Source organism: Salinihabitans flavidus, assembly GCF_900110425.1.
Lineage (GTDB): Bacteria > Pseudomonadota > Alphaproteobacteria > Rhodobacterales > Rhodobacteraceae > Salinihabitans > Salinihabitans flavidus.
On record NZ_FODS01000006.1, the window covers coordinates 38,480 to 55,112 of the forward strand.

19 protein-coding genes and 1 pseudogene are annotated in these 16,633 nt (G+C 67.1%); 18 read left to right on the forward strand and 2 right to left on the reverse strand.

The genetic code is table 11. The features are described from left to right. Positions 1-85 precede the first annotated feature (85 nt). Both BMW66_RS06940 and BMW66_RS06945 read right to left on the reverse strand, forming a co-directional pair. The gene (locus BMW66_RS06940; RefSeq protein ID WP_093116846.1) at positions 86-1,090 is read right to left on the reverse strand and encodes a hypothetical protein; all 1,005 of its coding nucleotides are present in this window, start codon (positions 1,088-1,090) and stop codon (positions 86-88) included. Between the two features lie 144 nt (positions 1,091-1,234). Beyond that, complete coding sequence (locus tag BMW66_RS06945) at positions 1,235-2,449, reverse strand: cytochrome b/b6 domain-containing protein (RefSeq protein ID WP_093116848.1); 1,215 nt, start codon at positions 2,447-2,449, stop codon at positions 1,235-1,237. Positions 2,450-2,610: 161 nt separating this feature from the next. On the opposite strand from BMW66_RS06945, the gene fabD reads away from it, so the two are divergent. From fabD to BMW66_RS07035, 18 genes and pseudogenes are all read left to right on the forward strand, one after another. Beyond that, positions 2,611-3,552, forward strand: a complete 942-nt coding sequence (gene fabD / locus BMW66_RS06950; RefSeq protein WP_093116850.1) for an ACP S-malonyltransferase — start codon at positions 2,611-2,613, stop codon at positions 3,550-3,552. Between the two features lie 84 nt (positions 3,553-3,636). After that, complete coding sequence (gene fabG / locus BMW66_RS06955) at positions 3,637-4,374, forward strand: 3-oxoacyl-[acyl-carrier-protein] reductase (RefSeq protein ID WP_093116852.1); 738 nt, start codon at positions 3,637-3,639, stop codon at positions 4,372-4,374. Positions 4,375-4,593: 219 nt separating this feature from the next. Further along, positions 4,594-4,827 carry an acyl carrier protein gene (locus BMW66_RS06960; RefSeq protein WP_093116854.1) on the forward strand — a complete coding sequence of 78 codons (234 nt, stop codon included), beginning with the start codon at positions 4,594-4,596 and terminating at the stop codon, positions 4,825-4,827. A 214-nt stretch (positions 4,828-5,041) separates the two neighbouring features. Next, positions 5,042-5,785: a 1-(5-phosphoribosyl)-5-[(5-phosphoribosylamino)methylideneamino] imidazole-4-carboxamide isomerase gene (locus BMW66_RS06965; protein ID WP_093116856.1), complete on the forward strand. Its 744-nt coding sequence runs from the start codon at positions 5,042-5,044 to the stop codon at positions 5,783-5,785. A 155-nt stretch (positions 5,786-5,940) separates the two neighbouring features. Then, positions 5,941-7,200, forward strand: a complete 1,260-nt coding sequence (fabF, locus tag BMW66_RS06970) for a beta-ketoacyl-ACP synthase II (RefSeq protein ID WP_093116858.1) — start codon at positions 5,941-5,943, stop codon at positions 7,198-7,200. Beyond that, complete coding sequence (mltG, locus tag BMW66_RS06975) at positions 7,201-8,385, forward strand: endolytic transglycosylase MltG (protein ID WP_093116860.1); 1,185 nt, start codon at positions 7,201-7,203, stop codon at positions 8,383-8,385. A 372-nt stretch (positions 8,386-8,757) separates the two neighbouring features. Then, positions 8,758-10,167 carry a DNA-packaging protein gene (locus BMW66_RS06980; protein ID WP_093116862.1) on the forward strand — a complete coding sequence of 470 codons (1,410 nt, stop codon included), beginning with the start codon at positions 8,758-8,760 and terminating at the stop codon, positions 10,165-10,167. A gap of 165 nt (positions 10,168-10,332) precedes the next feature. Continuing rightward, positions 10,333-11,515: pseudogene (locus tag BMW66_RS06985) on the forward strand (phage portal protein). Beyond that, entirely contained in the window at positions 11,508-11,735 is a 228-nt protein-coding gene (locus tag BMW66_RS06990) for a GTA head formation protein, RCAP_rcc01685 family (protein WP_093116864.1), read from the forward strand. The pseudogene BMW66_RS06985 and the gene BMW66_RS06990 overlap by 8 nt, the downstream one beginning before the upstream one ends. 29 nt (positions 11,736-11,764) lie before the next feature. Continuing rightward, positions 11,765-12,334 (forward strand): HK97 family phage prohead protease, encoded by a 570-nt coding sequence (locus BMW66_RS06995; protein ID WP_093117129.1) that lies wholly within the window; start codon positions 11,765-11,767, stop codon positions 12,332-12,334. 24 nt (positions 12,335-12,358) lie between these two features. Continuing rightward, complete coding sequence (locus tag BMW66_RS07000) at positions 12,359-13,540, forward strand: phage major capsid protein (protein ID WP_093116866.1); 1,182 nt, start codon at positions 12,359-12,361, stop codon at positions 13,538-13,540. 148 nt (positions 13,541-13,688) lie between these two features. Further along, complete coding sequence (locus tag BMW66_RS07005) at positions 13,689-14,288, forward strand: head-tail connector protein (RefSeq protein ID WP_093116868.1); 600 nt, start codon at positions 13,689-13,691, stop codon at positions 14,286-14,288. Next, positions 14,285-14,620: a head-tail adaptor protein gene (locus BMW66_RS07010; RefSeq protein WP_093116870.1), complete on the forward strand. Its 336-nt coding sequence runs from the start codon at positions 14,285-14,287 to the stop codon at positions 14,618-14,620. The genes BMW66_RS07005 and BMW66_RS07010 overlap by 4 nt, the downstream gene beginning before the upstream one ends. After that, positions 14,617-15,027, forward strand: coding sequence for a DUF3168 domain-containing protein (locus tag BMW66_RS07015; protein WP_093116872.1), 411 nt, complete (start codon positions 14,617-14,619; stop codon positions 15,025-15,027). Before BMW66_RS07010 ends, BMW66_RS07015 begins: the two co-directional genes overlap by 4 nt. 24 nt (positions 15,028-15,051) lie before the next feature. Further along, on the forward strand, positions 15,052-15,447 hold the full coding sequence (locus BMW66_RS07020; RefSeq protein ID WP_093116874.1) for a phage major tail protein, TP901-1 family: 396 nt from the start codon (positions 15,052-15,054) through the stop codon (positions 15,445-15,447). 2 nt (positions 15,448-15,449) lie between these two features. Continuing rightward, on the forward strand, positions 15,450-15,776 hold the full coding sequence (locus BMW66_RS07025) for a gene transfer agent family protein (protein WP_093116876.1): 327 nt from the start codon (positions 15,450-15,452) through the stop codon (positions 15,774-15,776). Then, positions 15,773-15,982, forward strand: coding sequence for a rcc01693 family protein (locus BMW66_RS07030; protein WP_093116878.1), 210 nt, complete (start codon positions 15,773-15,775; stop codon positions 15,980-15,982). The genes BMW66_RS07025 and BMW66_RS07030 overlap by 4 nt, the downstream gene beginning before the upstream one ends. Next, positions 15,969-16,625, forward strand: coding sequence for a phage tail tape measure protein (locus BMW66_RS07035; RefSeq protein WP_093116880.1), 657 nt, complete (start codon positions 15,969-15,971; stop codon positions 16,623-16,625). The genes BMW66_RS07030 and BMW66_RS07035 overlap by 14 nt, the downstream gene beginning before the upstream one ends. Positions 16,626-16,633: the final 8 nt, after the last annotated feature.

Genomic DNA, 16,633 nt, shown 5'->3' on the forward strand with positions numbered 1-16,633 from the left:
CGGTTCCCGGATCGGGGCCTGAGACCTCGAACAGACACGCGCCGTTCATGACCCGGATCATGGGCGGCGCTTTCGTCTTGCGGTGTCAGCCGCCGCAGATCCCCTGAAGCGCGACCCAGTCGCCATCGCCCAGCACGGCGTCGGGCGTGGTCTCGAACGGGTCCGCCTCGATCAGCGGCAGCGTCGTCTCTCCGGTGATGTCCAGCGCATAGGCATAGGGGCTGGAGCGGAGCCGCTGCGCGGCAAAGCTTGCCAGAAGCGCCTCGTCGGAGATCTGTCTGTCCGGTGCGGTCAGCATGCGTTCGGCATAGCCCCGCAGCACATCCGGCGGAATTGCCCCCGTCGTCAGAAGGCGAAAACTGGCCACCACGCCGGCCTGCGACAGAAGCCTGTGCAGCGGATCTCCCGCCTGCATCGTTTCGGCGACGATATAGCCGGCGATCACATCGGGATCGGCGTAATCCTCGACCAGCGCGCGGTTCACAAGCACAGTGCCCCCCGGAAGGGTAACGGCATCGCGCACCCCGTCGCGCACCACGAGGACGCGAGGCACGTCGAGCCGGGCCGCCAGCCGTTTCAGCGCCCTGTCGGCCTGCGGCTCCGAGCAGGGGGGGCCGGTGAAGCGCGTGGTCTGTTCGAGCAGTTCGTTGCCGAGAGCGGTGCGTTTGGCGGGCGGCACCACCTCGACCGTATGGGTCAGAAGCGCACCGGGCAGCCAGAAGACCGCCAGCGCAGCCAGCGCCGTCAGCGTTGCCAGTAGCGACACGAGCCGCAGCCGACCGGGCCGCGCCTGCCCCCGGGTCACGGCCGTGCGCAGGGTCTCGATCGCGGCGAGCATGTCGGTCTCGTCCCCGGCCAGTTCGAGCGTCTCGCCGGGATTGCCATCGGGGTAGAACAAAGCGGGCAGTTCGTCCGGGTTGGCCCGCTGCACCGCCGGGATCGACCAATGCGCAAGGGGCCGGTCGGCCATGTCGGTGATGATCAGCGTCGAATCCCCGATTGACACGATCACGTCGCGCCGCTGTTCCTCGGGCGAGGAACGCCAGAGACCCGCAGCCTCCAGCCGGGCGTATTTTGTCAAAGCCGTCATGGAACGGGGTCTGCCCTGCCTCTTGATTGCGAAACACGATAGCACGCCGCAACGAGCGGCGGCAATGTGGGACGGGCCCCGCCGGTCCGGGGCGGGCGGCGGGAGCAATCTCGTGATCCCGGGCAGGGGCGCGGGACTGGCGGCTCAGGTATCGGGCGCCTCTGCGCGGGTGGCGGTCAGGGTCACATCGACGTTCACAGCGAAGCCGAGGGTCTTTTCATCGGAAACACCCTCGCCGACACCGAAATCGCGGCGGTTGAGGCGGGCAGCGCCTTCCATTGTCGCGGTGTCGCCGTCGATTTTCAGGGTGAAGGGCAGTGTGACGGGCACCGTCTCCCCCTTCAGGGCAAGCGTGCCGTCGGCGACGTAGGCGTCGCCATCGGCGACAATATCGGCGGTGAAACGTGCGGTCGGATGCTCTTGCGCGGCGAGAAAATCGCCTCCGAGCGCCTGATCGGTGACCGAGCCGAGGGTCAGAGAGGGGATGGAGACCGTCACCTCCACCGCGCCGTGGCGTCCATCGGGGGCGGCCTCGTCGAAGGTGATGTCGGCGGTCCAGTCGGCAAAGCGCCCCGTCACCTCGGAGCCCATCTGCCGCACGGTGATCGCGAGGGTGCCGTTCTGCACCTGCCAGTCCGACTCCGCCAGCTCAAGCTGCGGGGCGGTGGGGCGGGCGGTGTCGTCGTGCGCGAAGGCGCCCAGCCCGCTACCGATGCCGATGGCCGCGCCCCAGAGCAGCAGCGCGGCAAGCACGGGGGCGGGGCCGTGGCGTTGCGGGCCGGGGTCGGGGGCGCGACTCTTGCCCGGCAGCATCCGTTGCAGTGTCTGATCGCGGTCGACCGCCGCGTGTTTCAGCGCGCCGGCCACATGCAGGGTGAGCGCGGCGATCAGACCCCAGACGAAAACCTGGTGCAGCCCGGCAGCCGTCGCGGCGACGCCTTCGGATTGCGGCACGAAGGGCAGGGTTTGCCCGAAGGGCCACCAGATCGGCGCGAAGCCCGTGGTGGCGGCGTGGTGGACCCAGCCGCTCAGCGGGGCGAGGACGAGCGCGGCGTAGAGCATCCAGTGGATCGTTTCGGCCAGCAGCGCCTCGGCCCGGTTTTTGGCGTTGAGCAGGCCGGGGCGCGGCTGCGTCAGGGCCCAGACGATGCGCAGGAGCGCGACGAAGAAGAGGGTCACGCCCAGCGTCTTGTGCAACGAGAAAAGCCCTGCCTTGCGCGCAAGTTCCTCGCCCGTGTCGAAGGGCGCCGCGTTGGCGATGAGGCCCAGCGGAATCAGCGTCACGATGAGCAGCGCGGTGAGCCAGTGAAACCCCTTGGTGACACTGCCGTAGCGGGCGTTCGAATTGCTCAGGGGCATGGCGGTCTCCTGTGACGCATGGCTGCTCCGGAGATATACGGCGGGGCGGGACGGACAACGCGCCCGCGCGCACAGGGGCCGTGCGGAAGCGCGCAAGGGACATTGCGCCGGGGGCCGTGGCGCGGTATTGCGGCGCCATACCGACGCAAGGGGACGATCAGATGAGCCGAGCATTCGTATTTCCGGGACAGGGCGCGCAGACCATCGGGATGGGGCAGGCGCTGGCCGAGGCCTATCCGGCCGCGAAGGCGGTCTTCGACGAGGTGGACGAGGCGCTTGGCGAGCCGCTCAGCGCGCTGATCTGGGAGGGCGATCAGGAGACGCTGACGCTCACGCAGAACGCGCAGCCGGCGCTCATGGCGACATCGCTGGCGGCAATGCGGGCGCTGGAGGCCGAGGGTGTGACGATCGGCGCGGCGTCCTGTGTGGCCGGTCATTCACTGGGCGAATACTCTGCGCTGGCGGCGGCGGGGTCGCTGAGCGTGGCGGATGCGGCGCGGCTCTTGCGCACGCGTGGGCAGGCGATGCAATCGGCGGTGCCGGTGGGCGAGGGCGCGATGGCGGCGCTTCTGGGGCTGGATTTCGCCGCGGTGCAGGCCGTGGCCAAAGAGGCCGCGCAGGGCGAGGTTTGCCAGGCCGCCAATGACAACGATCCGGCACAGGTTGTCGTCTCGGGACACCGCGCGGCGGTGGAGCGCGCGATGGAGATCGCCAAGGGCCGGGGCGCCAAGCGGGCGGTGATGCTTCCGGTAAGCGCGCCGTTCCACTGCACGCTGATGCAGCCAGCCGCCGAGGTCATGCGCGACGCGCTGGCGCAGGTCGAGATCGCGCCGCCGGCGGTGCCGCTGGTGGCCAATGTGCTGTCCGAGGCGGTGAGCGATCCCGACCGCATCCGCGCGCTTCTGGTGGAGCAGGTGACGGGCGCGGTGCGCTGGCGGGAATCGGTTCTGTGGATGTCCGGGCAGGGGGTTGTCGAGGCGTGGGAGATCGGCGCGGGCAAGGCCCTGTCGGGGATGATCCGGCGCATCGACCGCGGCATGGCTTGCCGCGCGGTGGGCACGCCCGAGGATGTCGCGGCGGCGGCCTCCGCGTTTCACGGCTAGGGGCCGGTCGCGGGACGAGACTTCGAATGACCCGCGCGGCGCATCTTTCAGGGCGCGCGCGGGATGGATAAAGGGATGAGATGAATGTTTGATCTGACAGGAAAAAACGCACTGATCACCGGCGCGTCGGGCGGGATCGGCGGGGCGATTGCCACGGCGCTGCATGGCGCGGGGGCGCAGGTCGCGCTTTCGGGCACGCGGGTCGAGCCGCTGGAGGCGCTGGCGCGGGACCTGGGAGAGCGCGCGCATGTGCTGCCGTGCGATCTGAGCGACGCGGAGGCGGTGGACGCGCTTCCCAAACAGGCGGCGGAGGCGATGGGATCGCTCGATATTCTGGTCAACAATGCCGGGATCACCCGCGATCAGATATTCATGCGCATGTCCGACGAGGAATGGCAGAGCGTTCTCGATGTGAACCTGACGAGCGCGATGCGGTTGTGCCGGGGCGTGATGCGCCCGATGATGAAGGCGCGCTGGGGCCGGATCGTCAACATCAGCTCCATCGTGGGGGCGACGGGCAATGCCGGGCAAGCCAACTACGCCGCCGCCAAGGCCGGGCTTGTGGGGTTGACGAAATCCATCGCCTATGAGGTCGCAAGCCGCAACATCACCGTCAACGCGGTGGCGCCGGGGTTCATCGCGACGGCGATGACCGACAAGCTCAGCGACGATCAGAAGGGCAAGATCAATGCGCAGATACCCGCCGCGCGCATGGGCCAGCCCGAGGAGATCGCGGCGGCGGTTCTTTATCTTGCCAGCCCCGAAGCCGCCTATGTCACCGGATCGACCTTGCATGTGAACGGCGGGATGGCCATGCTGTGAGCCGAGACCGCGTGCATAGCGCGGGCGTGCGAAAGCGTTTGCCTTGCGAAAGGGATATGCTATAGGCGGCGAAGATTTCCGGGGGTGCCTGCGGGTGCGCCCACGGCTTCGTTTGACGAGGCCACAACCGCCCGCATGGGGCACAACCTAAACCCGGCGCGCTTGCACGGGGAACACCAGGGCCCGGACAACAAGGCCCGCGATGAATGAGGAACTGATATGAGCGACGTCGCAGACCGCGTGAAAAAGATCGTAGTGGACCACCTCGGCGTGGAAGAGGACAAGGTGACGGACAACGCGTCCTTCATCGACGATCTGGGCGCCGACAGCCTTGACACCGTGGAACTGGTGATGGCTTTCGAGGAAGAGTTCGGCATCGAGATTCCCGATGACGCCGCCGAGACCATCCAGACCTTCGGAGATGCCGTGAAGTTCATCACGGACGCCTCCTGAGATCACGTCGGCGTGCGCGCCGGATGACAGGCCCCCGCCCGGCAACGGGCGGGGTTTTTTCGTTGCACGGGGCGCCTGTTTCCGTGCGGTGCCCCGGAGTGGCGCGAACTGACCCGAATACGCCGATTTGGTGATATCGCGGAGATGCGATAGACTTCATCCTGTTGCAACGCTCCGACTCTGCTGTCGGGCAACACCGTTTCGGGAGAGGCCCATGATCATTTATCCCACCCTAGAACTGATGGGCGGCAAATGTGTTTCGCTCATGCGCGGGCGGCTGGAAGAGCCGACGATCTGGCATGTCGATCCGGTGGAGACCGCGCGCGGATTCGCGCGGGCGGGGGCAAGCTGGATGCATGTGACCGACATCGACGCGCTGGCCGGGACGGGCGAGAATGCGGAGCTGATCGAGCAGATCATCCGCGCGGTGGGAATCCCCGTGCAGCTTGGCGGCGGCTTCCGCTCACGCGAGCGGGTGACGCACTGGATCGACAAGGGCGCGGGGCGCGTGGTGATCGGCACGATGGGGGTGCAGGATCCCGACAAGGTTCGCGAAATCGCCAAGTATCATCCCGACCAGATCGTGCTTTCAGTCGACATCTTTCAGGGGCACGTCATGACGCACGGCTGGCGCGAGGCGAGCGCGATCGAGCCGGTGACCTATCTGCAAGCCTTCGACAAGTCACCGCTTGCGGGCGTGATCGTGACCGACATCGACGCCGATATCGAGGATCAGGAGGGCCAGCTTGGCGTGATCACGAAGCTGGCCTCCGAGACCCGTCATCCGGTGATCGCGCGCGGCACGGTGCGGGGCACCGACGATGTGGCGCGACTCAGGTATGTTTACAACATCAGCGGCACGCTTATCGGGCGGGCGCTGCTGGCCAAGGATGTCGACCTGTCGGAGGCGCTGGCGGTCGCGCAGCCCTCGGTCGAGCCCGTGGCCGGATTCCAGTAATTCGCCTGCCCGGACAGGTCGTCATTTCCGCGGATCCATCCGATCAAGAGCATTTTTCCGCCGGCTTTCATTCACGCCGCGCCGCCGCTTGGACTTGCCGACCGGGCCCATGCCGGGGTATGAGCGGGACAAAGTTCTGAGGAAGGGGCAGCAATATGCGTCGTGTCGTTGTAACCGGGCTGGGAATGGTCACTCCGCTGGCCTGCGGGGTCGAGGAAAGCTGGTCGCGCATCCTTGACGGGCAATCCGGGGCCGGACCGATCACCCGGTTCGATGCCAGCCGCGTGGTGACGAAATACGCCTGCGAAGTGCCGCTTGGCGATGGCAGCGACGGCACGTTCAACGCCGATGACTGGATGGAGCCGAAGGAGCGCCGCAAGGTGGATGACTTCATCCTCTTCGGAATCGCGGCGGCCGAGCAGGCGGTGCGCGATTCGGGCTGGATGCCGACCGGCAAGGAAGACCTCGAGCGCACGGGCGTGATGATCGGCTCCGGTATTGGCGGGCTGAATTCCATCGCCAACACCGCGATCATGATGAACGAGCGCGGCCCGCGCCGTATCTCGCCATTCTTCGTGCCCGGCGCGTTGATCAATCTGATCTCGGGGCAGGTGTCGATCCGCTATGGCTTCCGGGGGCCGAACCACGCCGTGGTGACGGCCTGTTCCACCGGCGCCCATGCCATCGGCGATGCCGCGCGGCTGATCATGCTGGGCGATGCCGAGGTGATGGTCGCCGGCGGCGCCGAAGCGACGATCTGCGAGATCGGGATTGGCGGGTTCAACGCCTGCAAGGCGCTTTCGACCAAGCGCGCGGACGATCCCAAGGGCGCCAGCCGCCCCTATGACGCCGACCGCGACGGATTCGTGATGGGCGAGGGTGCGGGCATTGTCGTGCTGGAGGAATACGAGCACGCCAAGGCGCGCGGCGCGAAAATCTATGCTGAGGTTTGCGGCTATGGCATGTCGGGCGACGCCTATCATATCACCGCGCCGAGCGAGGATGGAGAGGGCGCCGAACGGTCGATGCGGGCGGCGCTGAAGTCGGCGCGGCTTGAGCCGGGCGAGATCGACTATATCAACGCGCATGGCACATCGACCATGGCCGATGTGATCGAGCTTGCGGCGGTGGAGCGGGTGATGGGCAACGCGGCCGGCAAGGTCACCATGTCCTCGACCAAATCGGCCACCGGGCATCTGCTGGGCGCGGCGGGGGCGATCGAGGCGATCTTTTCCATCCTCGCGATCCGCGATCAGGTGGCACCGCCGACCCTCAACCTTGACAATCCGGCGGTGGAAACGCCCGTGGATCTGGCCGCCCATGAAAAGCGCGAGCGCGAAATCAGCTATGCGCTGTCCAATTCCTTCGGGTTCGGTGGCACCAACGCGAGCGTGATTTTCGGAAAGGTCTCGTAGATGTGGCGGCATATCGCCTCTAACGCGCTGACCCTGCTGATTGTCGTCACCTTCCTTCTGGGCGGGCTGATTCTATGGGGCAAGCAGCAATACAGCGGTCCCGGCCCGCTCGCCGAGGCGATCTGCCTGCAGGTGCCGCCGGGGTCGAACATGACGCGCATCTCAAGAACACTGGAGGCGGAGGGCGCGATCAGCAGCGGTCCGATCTTCCGTATCGGAGTTGACTACGACGGCAAGGCCGATCAGCTCAAGGCCGGGAGCTTCCGCGTGCCTGAAGGGGCCTCCATGCAGGAGATAGCCGACATCGTGACGGCTGGTGGAGGCAGCACCTGCGGCACGGAGATCCTTTATCGTGTGGGGGTGACCCAGACGCGGATGGAACTGCGTGAGTTTGATCCCGGGCGCGAGGTGTTCGACACGACCGTCGAGTTCACGCCGGGCGTGGATGAGGGCGAGGTTCCCGAAGCTTTTGCCGAGGCGCGCGAGCAGCCGGGTACGCGCTATCGTCTTGCCGTGGCCGAAGGGGTCACGAGTTGGCAGGTGGTCGAAGCGCTGAAGGCGGTGGAACTGCTTGAGGGCGAGGTGGAGGTGCCCGCCGAAGGCACGCTCGCGCCCGACAGCTATGAGCTTCGGGCGGGCGATACACGCGCCTCTGTCATCGCGCGGATGCAGGAGGCGCAGGAGGCTCTGCTTGCCGCCGCGTGGGAAAGCCGGGTGGAGGATCTGCCGGTGGAGAGCCCCGAGGAGCTTCTGACGCTCGCCTCCATCATCGAAAAGGAAACCGGCGTGCCCGAAGAGCGGCGGCAGGTGGCCAGCGTCTTTGCCAACCGGCTGAACCGGGGGATGCGGCTTCAGACCGACCCGACGGTGATCTATGGCATCACGCAGGGTCAGGGTGTTCTGGGGCGCGGATTGCGCCAGAGCGAATTGCGCGGCGAGACGCCCTGGAACACCTATGTGATCGAGGGGCTTCCGCCGACGCCGATCGCCAATCCGGGGCGCGCGAGCCTTGAGGCGGCGGCACGGCCGGCGCAGACCGATTGCGTGTTCTTCGTGGCCGACGGCAGCGGCGGACATGCCTTTGCCGCGACGCTGGCCGCGCATAACCGCAATGTCGCGCGCTGGCGCGCCATCGAGGACGGCGCCACCCCGCCGGAGATTGAAGGGGATGGCTGCGCGCGGTGATGTAACCTCTTGTTAACACACTGAAACTTGACATTGCGCGCGGTCTGTGGCATAAATCGTGGCAAGCTGGAAGAAGTGGGTAGCGGCCCTGGGGGAAACCTCGGGGCCGTTTTTCATTTTGCTCGTGCGGAGGGGCAACTTTGCATGAGAGGCGACGAGACGACATGACATTGAACACCCCGACCGAAGAAGAGCGGCTCAATGCCCGCATAGGGCAGCTCCGGCAGGCGCTTCGGAAACTCACCGATGATCTGCACAGATTGAATGCACAGGTGCGCGCGGGGGAGGAAACCGCGGTGCGCGACAGTGGCCGGGCACTGACAGAGATCCGGCACTGGATGCGGATCGCAATCGAAACGGAGGCGCAACTTGATGAACTCGCAAAAGAAAGGGGATGTCGTGGTGATTCCCGACCTCTCGACCTGGAACGGGCACGATCTTCGATCGGGTGCCGCATGGCTCGCCTCAGAAGGGCCCGATGTCCAGGAGGCTTTTCTTGATGAACTGACCGAGGGAGAGCTTCTGGCTCTCCCTTTTCTGTTCGAGTTCTGGGCAATGGAGCATCAACTCCCGCCCGAGGGTGAGTGGAAGACATGGATGATCCTGGGCGGGCGCGGGGCGGGCAAGACCCGTGCCGGCGCCGAATGGGTGCGCGGCATGGTCGAGGGTGCTCGGCCGGACGATCCGGGCCGGGCGCGGCACGTGGCGCTGGTGGGTGAGACCATCGAGCAGGTGCGCGAGGTGATGGTGTTCGGTGAAAGCGGTCTGCTGGCCTGCTCTCCGCCCGACCGTAAACCCGAGTGGGAGGCGGGGCGCAAGCGTCTTGTCTGGCCCAACGGCGCGGTGGCGCAGGCATTCTCGGCGCATGATCCCGAGAGCCTGCGCGGGCCGCAGTTCGATGCTGCCTGGGCCGATGAGTTGGCCAAGTGGAAGAAGGCGGAGGCGACATGGGACATGCTCCAGTTCGGGCTACGGCTGGGCGATCATCCGCAGCAATGCGTGACCACGACGCCGCGCAATGTGCCGATCCTGCGCCGCCTTCTGGATACCGGCAGCACGGTGAGCACGAGTGCGCCGACCGAGGCGAACCGGGCGTTCCTGCCGGAAAGCTTCCTTGAGGAGGTGAAAGCGCGCTATGCGGGCACCCGGCTGGGGCGGCAGGAGCTTATGGGCGAGCTGCTGGACGAGGCGGAGGGCGCGCTTTGGACGCCGGCGATGCTGCGCGCGGCGCAGGTGGAGCGGGCGCCCGATCTGAGCCGGATCGTGGTGGCGGTGGACCCGCCCGTGAGCGGACACGGCGGATCGGACGAATGCGGAATCGTGGTGGTGGGCGCGCAGGCGCGCGGGCCGGTGCGCGACTGGACCGCCTGTGTGCTCGACGATGTGAGCCTGCGCGGGGTGAGTCCGGCCAACTGGGCGCGGGTGGCGATCACGGCGATGGAAAGCTGGGGCGCCGACCGGCTTGTGGCCGAGGTCAACCAGGGCGGCGACATGGTGCAGTCGGTGATCCGGCAGGTCGATCCGCTGGTGCCGTTCAAGGCGGTCCATGCCGCGCGCGGCAAGGCGGCGCGGGCCGAGCCGGTGGCCGCGCTCTACGAGCAGGGGCGGGTGAAGCACCTGCGCGGGTTGGGCGAGCTTGAGGAACAGATGTGCGCGATGACCGCGCGCGGATTCGAGGGGCGCGGATCGCCCGATCGGGTGGATGCGCTTGTCTGGGCGCTGCACGAGTTGATCGTGGAGCCGGCGGCGAAATGGCGGCACCCGCAGGTGCGCCGGCTCTGAGCGCGGAGAGTGAGTATCTTGCAAAGATGAAGGTGGGGCGGGCCGGGGCCGGGGCGGATGCGCGCAACGGGCAGCGCACGGTGCGGTTTCGGTGGCTTAACACCGATCTGCGACAACGGTTCGCGAGACAGGCGAACAGGACCAGACAGTCAGGAGCGTCAGACGATGGTATTTGATTTCTTGCGGCGCGGTACGGCGCAGGACGCGCCCGAGCGGAAGGCCAGCGCGGCCGCGCCGGTGGTGGCCTACCACGGCGCGGGTCGGGTGGCCTGGAGCCCGCGCGACACGGTCACGCTGACCCGGACGGGATTCGCGGGCAACCCGGTGGGGTTCCGTTCTGTGAAGCTCATCGCCGAGGCGGGTGCGGCCTTGCCGCTGGTGTTGCAGGACGCCGAACGGCGCTATGAGGAGCACCCGGTGCTGTCTCTGATCCGGCGGCCCAACCCGGCGCAAGGGCGCGCGGAGCTTCTGGAGGCGCTCTACGCGCAGCTTCTTCTGTCCGGGGACGGCTATCTTGAGGCGGTGGTGGGCGACGGCGGCCTGCCGCTGGAGCTTCATGTGCTGCGGTCCGAGCGGATGCGGGTGGTGCCGGGCGCGGATGGCTGGCCGGTGGCCTATGAATACAGCGTGGGCGGGCGCAAGCATCGGTTCGATGTGAGCGCGGCGCCGGTGATCTGCCATATCCGCAACTTCCACCCGCAGGACGATCACTATGGGTTCTCGCCCATGCAGGCGGCGGCCACGGCGGTGGATGTGCACAATGCGGCCTCGCGCTGGTCCAAGGCGCTTCTGGACAATGCGGCGCGGCCCTCGGGGGCGATCGTCTATGCCGGGGCCGATGGCCAGGGGGCTGACGACGGATCAATACGACCGGCTCGTGAGCGAGATGGAAAGCCACCATCAGGGCGCGCGCAACGCCGGGCGGCCGATGCTTCTTGAAGGCGGGCTTGACTGGAAGCCGATGGGGTTTTCGCCCTCGGACATGGAGTTTCAGAAAACCAAGGAGGCGGCGGCGCGAGAGATCGCGCTCGCCTTCGGGGTGCCGCCGATGCTTCTGGGGATACCGGGGGATGCGACCTATGCCAACTATCAGGAGGCGAACCGCGCCTTCTATCGACTGACGGTGCTGCCGATGGCGACGCGCGTGGCGGCGGCGATGAGCGAGTGGCTCTCGGTCTTCACCGGCGAGGCGGTGACGCTTCGGCCCGATCTGGACCAGGTGCCCGCGCTGGCGGTGGAGCGGGACGCGCAATGGACGCGTGTCGCGGCGGCGGATTTCCTCAGCGCGGGGGAAAAGCGCGCCTTGTTGGGGCTGCCGGCGCAGCCGGACGGTGACCCGGATGGATGACGGGCGCTATGGGTTCGAGGTGTTCGATTGCGCGCCGGCGTTGCGGCTGGAGGCGCACGAGCGGGTCGCGAAATTGCAGATCGACAGCATCAACCGGCGGCTCGACAAGCTCGAGGAGGTGATGGAGCGGCTGGAGCGGCGGCTCTGGCTGACGGTGTTCGGCGTGGTGGGGGTGATCCTGGCGCAGGCGGTGCAATCGCTTCTGGAGGCCGCGCCCTGAGCGCGAGACAAGGGATGAGGGATATGGAAATGGAATGCGACAGCGGGTTGGAGCGGAAATTCGCGCGCTTCGGTGACGGGCTGGAGGTGCGCGACGGCACCGTGATCGAGGGCTATGCCTCGCTCTTCGGGGCGCGCGATCAGGGTGGCGACGTGGTGCAGACGGGCGCCTATGCGCAGTCTCTGGCGGCGCTGGCCAAGGCGGGGCGGCGGGTCAAGATGCTGTGGCAGCACGATCCGGCGCAGCCCATCGGAATCTGGGACGAGGTGCGCGAGGACGGCAAGGGGCTCTGGGTCAAGGGGCGCCTGCTTGAGGGGGTGGAAAAGGGCCGCGAGGCGGCGGCGCTGATCGGGGCAGGCGCGATCGAAGGGCTGTCGATCGGTTATCGCACGCTGCGGTCGGCCAAGACTGACAGGGGCCGCAGGCTTCTGACCGAACTGGAGCTTTGGGAGGTCTCTCTGGTGACGTTCCCGATGCTGCCCAGTGCGCGGGCGGCCGCCAAGGGGGAGACCCTGTCGGTCGGTGACCTGCGCGAACTGGCGGCGGCCTTCGAGGGCGCGCGCCGCGATCTGGCGGGCGGTGGCCGTCGCCAGACCTAGAGCAACCCAGAACAGGATCAGGACATGAGCAAGACCGAGAACGACTCTCGGGCCGGGGAAGATCTGTCTCCGGTGGCCGAGGTGAAATCCGCCGTGGCAGGTTTCACGAGCGATTTCAGAGGGTTTCAGACCGAAATTCACAAACGACTTCAAAAGCAGGAAGAACGGATGACCATGATGGAACACAAATCCCGGAGCGCGGCGCGTCCGGCGCTGGCCATGGCGAGCGATTTTGACGCGCCCCACGCCAAGGCGTTCAACGCCTATCTGCGCAGCGGTGAGGATGACGGGCTGCGCGGGCTGGAACTTGAGGGCAAGGCGATGTCCACTTCGGTCAACTCGGACGGCGGGTTTCTTGTCGATCCGCAGACTTCGGAGCGCATCAATTCGGTGTTGCACTCGGCAGCCTCGATCCGGGCTATCGCCAATGTGGTGCAGGTGGAGGCGACCTCCTACGATGTGCTGATCGATTCCACCGATGTGGGCGCGGGCTGGGCCGATGAAACCTCGGCCCGGTCCGAGACGGGAACGCCGGTGATCGAGCGGATCGCCATTCCGCTGCATGAGCTTTCGGCGCTGCCCAAGGCATCGCAGCGCCTGCTGGACGACAGCGCCTTCGATATCGAAGGTTGGCTTGCGGGGCGGATCGCGGACCGTTTCGCGCGCGCCGAGGCGTCGGCCTTCATCACCGGCGACGGGGCGGACAAGCCGACCGGCATCCTCAACCATCCGGCGGTGGACAACGGTGTCTGGACCTGGGGCAATATCGGCTACGTGCCCACGGGCGTGGACGGAGCCTTCGGCGGCGGCGAGGCGATCATAGATCTGGTCTATGCGCTGGGCGCGCGCTATCGCGCCAATGCCAGCTTCGTAATGAACTCCAAGACCGCGGGGGCGGTGCGCAAGCTTAAGGACAATGACGGTCGTTTCCTGTGGTCCGATGGGTTGGCCGCCGGAGAGCCGGCGCGCCTTCTGGGCTATCCGGTGCTGATCGCCGAGGACATGCCCGACATCGCAAGTGGCGCCGATGCCATCGCGTTTGGTGATTTCGCGGCGGGTTACACGGTGGCCGAACGCCCCGATCTGCGGGTGCTGCGCGATCCGTTCAGCGCCAAGCCGCATGTGCTGTTCTATGCCACCAAGCGTGTGGGCGGGGACGTGAGCGATTTCGCCGCGATCAAGCTGCTGCGGTTCGCGATCTCCTGACGAGGGCCGGGACGGCGGGGGGCCGGGAGACCGGGCCTCTGCCGGGCGCGCGCCGTGACATCCCGCGTTGTCTGGCTGCTCCCCTCCGTTCGAGCGACGCGGGGGCGCGCGCCCAACATTCGGAGGGGCCGGAGTATTGGAGTTATCCATGATGTTGATCGAAGAAACACAGGTGCCCGATGCGGCCCTTCCGGTCGCGGCGTTCAGAGAGCATCTGCGTCTTGGCAGCGGGTTCGCGGATGACAGCCTTCAGGACGGGGTGCTGGCCAGTTTTCTCAGGGCGGCGCTGGCAGCGATCGAGGCGCGCACCGGAAAGGCGCTTCTGGAGCGGAGCTTTGCCCTGACGGTGCAGGCCTGGCACGGGCCGGAGCGCCAGCCGCTGCCACTGGCGCCCATCAGCGCTGTTGGCGAGGTGGTGTTGGTGGACGGGGATGGCGGCGAGACACTCGTTGCGCCAAGTGCCTATCGCCTGTTGCCGGACCCGTGGCGCCCAGTTTTATATGCAGTGGGTGCGCATCTGCCACGCATCGGCGCAGAGGGCCATGCAGTGGTCTGTTTTGTCGCGGGCTACGGCCCCGACTGGAACGATCTGCCGCCTGATCTGTGCCAGGCGGTGCTGCTGCTGGCGGCGCATTACTACGAGCATCGCAACGAGACGACACTTGGCAGCGGCTGCGCGCCCTTTGGCGTGACCAGTTTGATCGAGCGGTATCGGCCGATGCGTATGACGCTGGGAGAGGGCCAATGAGTCCGAGGCTGAACCGCAAACTGCTTCTGGAATCGGCGGCGCGCGTGCCGGACGGGGCCGGGGGTTTTTCCGAGAGCTGGGCGGCACGTGGCACGCTCTGGGCCGAGGTGACGGCGCGCAGTGGGCGGCAACGCGAGAGCGGCGAGGCGCCAGTGATGCGGGTGCCTTATCGAATCGTGGTGCGCGGTGCGCCGCACAGTGGCCCGCAACGTCCCAGGCCCGGGGACCGCTTCCGCGACGGGGCGCGCATCTATGTGATCGAAGCGGTTGCCGAGCGTGACCCGGAGGGGCGGTTCCTGACCTGCTTTGCAAAAGAGGAGAGCGTGACATGAGCTATGCGGTGGCCTCGGCGCTTCAGGCGGCGGTGTATCAGCATCTTGCGGCGGATGCGGCGCTTGATGCGCTGATCGGGGATGCGATCTTTGACCAGGTGCCAAGCGGAACCCCGCCCCCGACCTATGTGGCTCTTGGGCCCGAAACGGCGCGCGACAGGTCCGACAAGACAGGCGCGGCGGCCGAGCACCGGCTGGTGATTTCGGTGATCACCGACAGCGCCGGGTTCTCGGTAGCCAAGGATGTGGCCGTGGCGGTGAGCGATGCGCTTGGCGGTGCCGATCTGGCGCTCAGCCGGGGGCGGCTGGTGTCGCTCAACTTCGACCGGGCGACGGCGAAACGAGAGGAAAGCGGCGCGCTGCGCCGGATCGACCTGCGCTTTCGGGCGCGTGTCGAGGACAACTGATTTTCAGCAAAGCGGAGAGATGCGATGGGTGCCCAGAATGGCAAGGATCTTCTGATCAAGGTGGACCTGACCGGCGACGGTCAGTTCCAGACAATCGCGGGGCTGCGAGCCACGCGGGTGAGTTTCAACGCCGAGAGCGTGGATGTGACCAGCCTTGAAAGCCAGGGGGGCTGGCGCGAGCTTCTGGCCGGTGCCGGGGTCCGCTCCGCCAGCATCGCCGGATCGGGGGTGTTCAAGGACGCCAATACCGATGAGCGCGCGCGGCAGATCTTCTTTGATGGGGAAACCCCCGATTTCGGCACCGTGGAGGGGCCATTTCAGGTCGCGTCGCTGGAATACGCCGGCAACCACGACGGTGAGGCGACCTATGAGTTGTCGCTGGCTTCGGCCGGGGCGCTGAGCTTCACCGCGCTGGTGTGATCATGCCGAATCCCTGGGCCGGAGAGGTGGAGCTGATCATGGACGGACGCGCGCATGTACTCAAGCTGACGCTGGGTGCGCTGGCCGAACTTGAAGCCGGACTCGGGAGCGACACGCTTCTGGAACTGGTGGAGCGCTTTGAAAGCGGTGCGTTTTCCAGCCGCGACGTGCTGTCGCTCATCGTGACGGGGCTGCGTGGCGGAGGTTGGCAGGGGCGCGCCGAGGATCTGCTTTCGGCTGAGATCGAGGGCGGGCCGATGCAGGCCGCGAAGGTGGCGGCGCAGCTTCTGGCGCGGGCCTTTGCCGTGCCGGGTGAGGGCGCGCCATGAGCGGGTTCGACTGGCCCGCGCTACTGCGGGCCGGTCTTCACGGGCTGCGCCTGTCGCCGGAGGCGTTCTGGGCGCTGACCCCCGCGGAACTGCGCATGATGCTGGGCGAGAGAGAGAGCGGCCGACCGCTCAGCCGTGGGCGGCTTGAAGAGCTGCAGGCGGCCTATCCCGATGACACAGGAGGGACCGGAGATGACGGAGATTGAAGGGCTTGAGGCGCTGGATGCGCAGGTCGATGCGCTTGAGCAGAGCCTTGGGCAGACGACGAGCGTGGCGGCAGGCTTCGACAGCGAGTTGCGCCGGATGCGCGAGGCGCTGGCCGCGACGGGGCAGGACGCCAAAACGCTCGAACGCGGGTTGAGCCGGGGGCTGCGTCGGGCCTTCGATGGGGTGATGTTCGACGGCATGAAGTTGTCGGGGGCGCTCGAGACGGTGGCGCAGGCGATGATGAACGCGACCTACAGGGCGGCGTTGCGGCCCGTTGCACGCCATTTCGGGGGGGTGCTCTCAGATGGGGTCGGTGCGCTGGTGAACGGTGTGCTGCCGTTCGAGAAGGGCGCGCCGTTCTCGCAGGGCTGGGTGATGCCATTCGCCAATGGCGGCGTGGTGCAGGGGCCGGTGCGCTTTGCCATGCGCGGGGCGACCGGCCTGATGGGAGAGGCTGGCCCTGAGGCGATCATGCCGCTGGCGCGCGGGCCGGACGGCAAGCTCGGTGTGCGTGGGGCGGGGGGTGCGGTGAACGTGGTGATGAACATCTCCACCCCCGATGCCGAAAGTTTCCGCCGCAGTCAGGGCCAGATCGCGGCACAGATGAGCCGTGTGATCGGACGCGGGCAACGCAACCGCTGAGAAGGAGG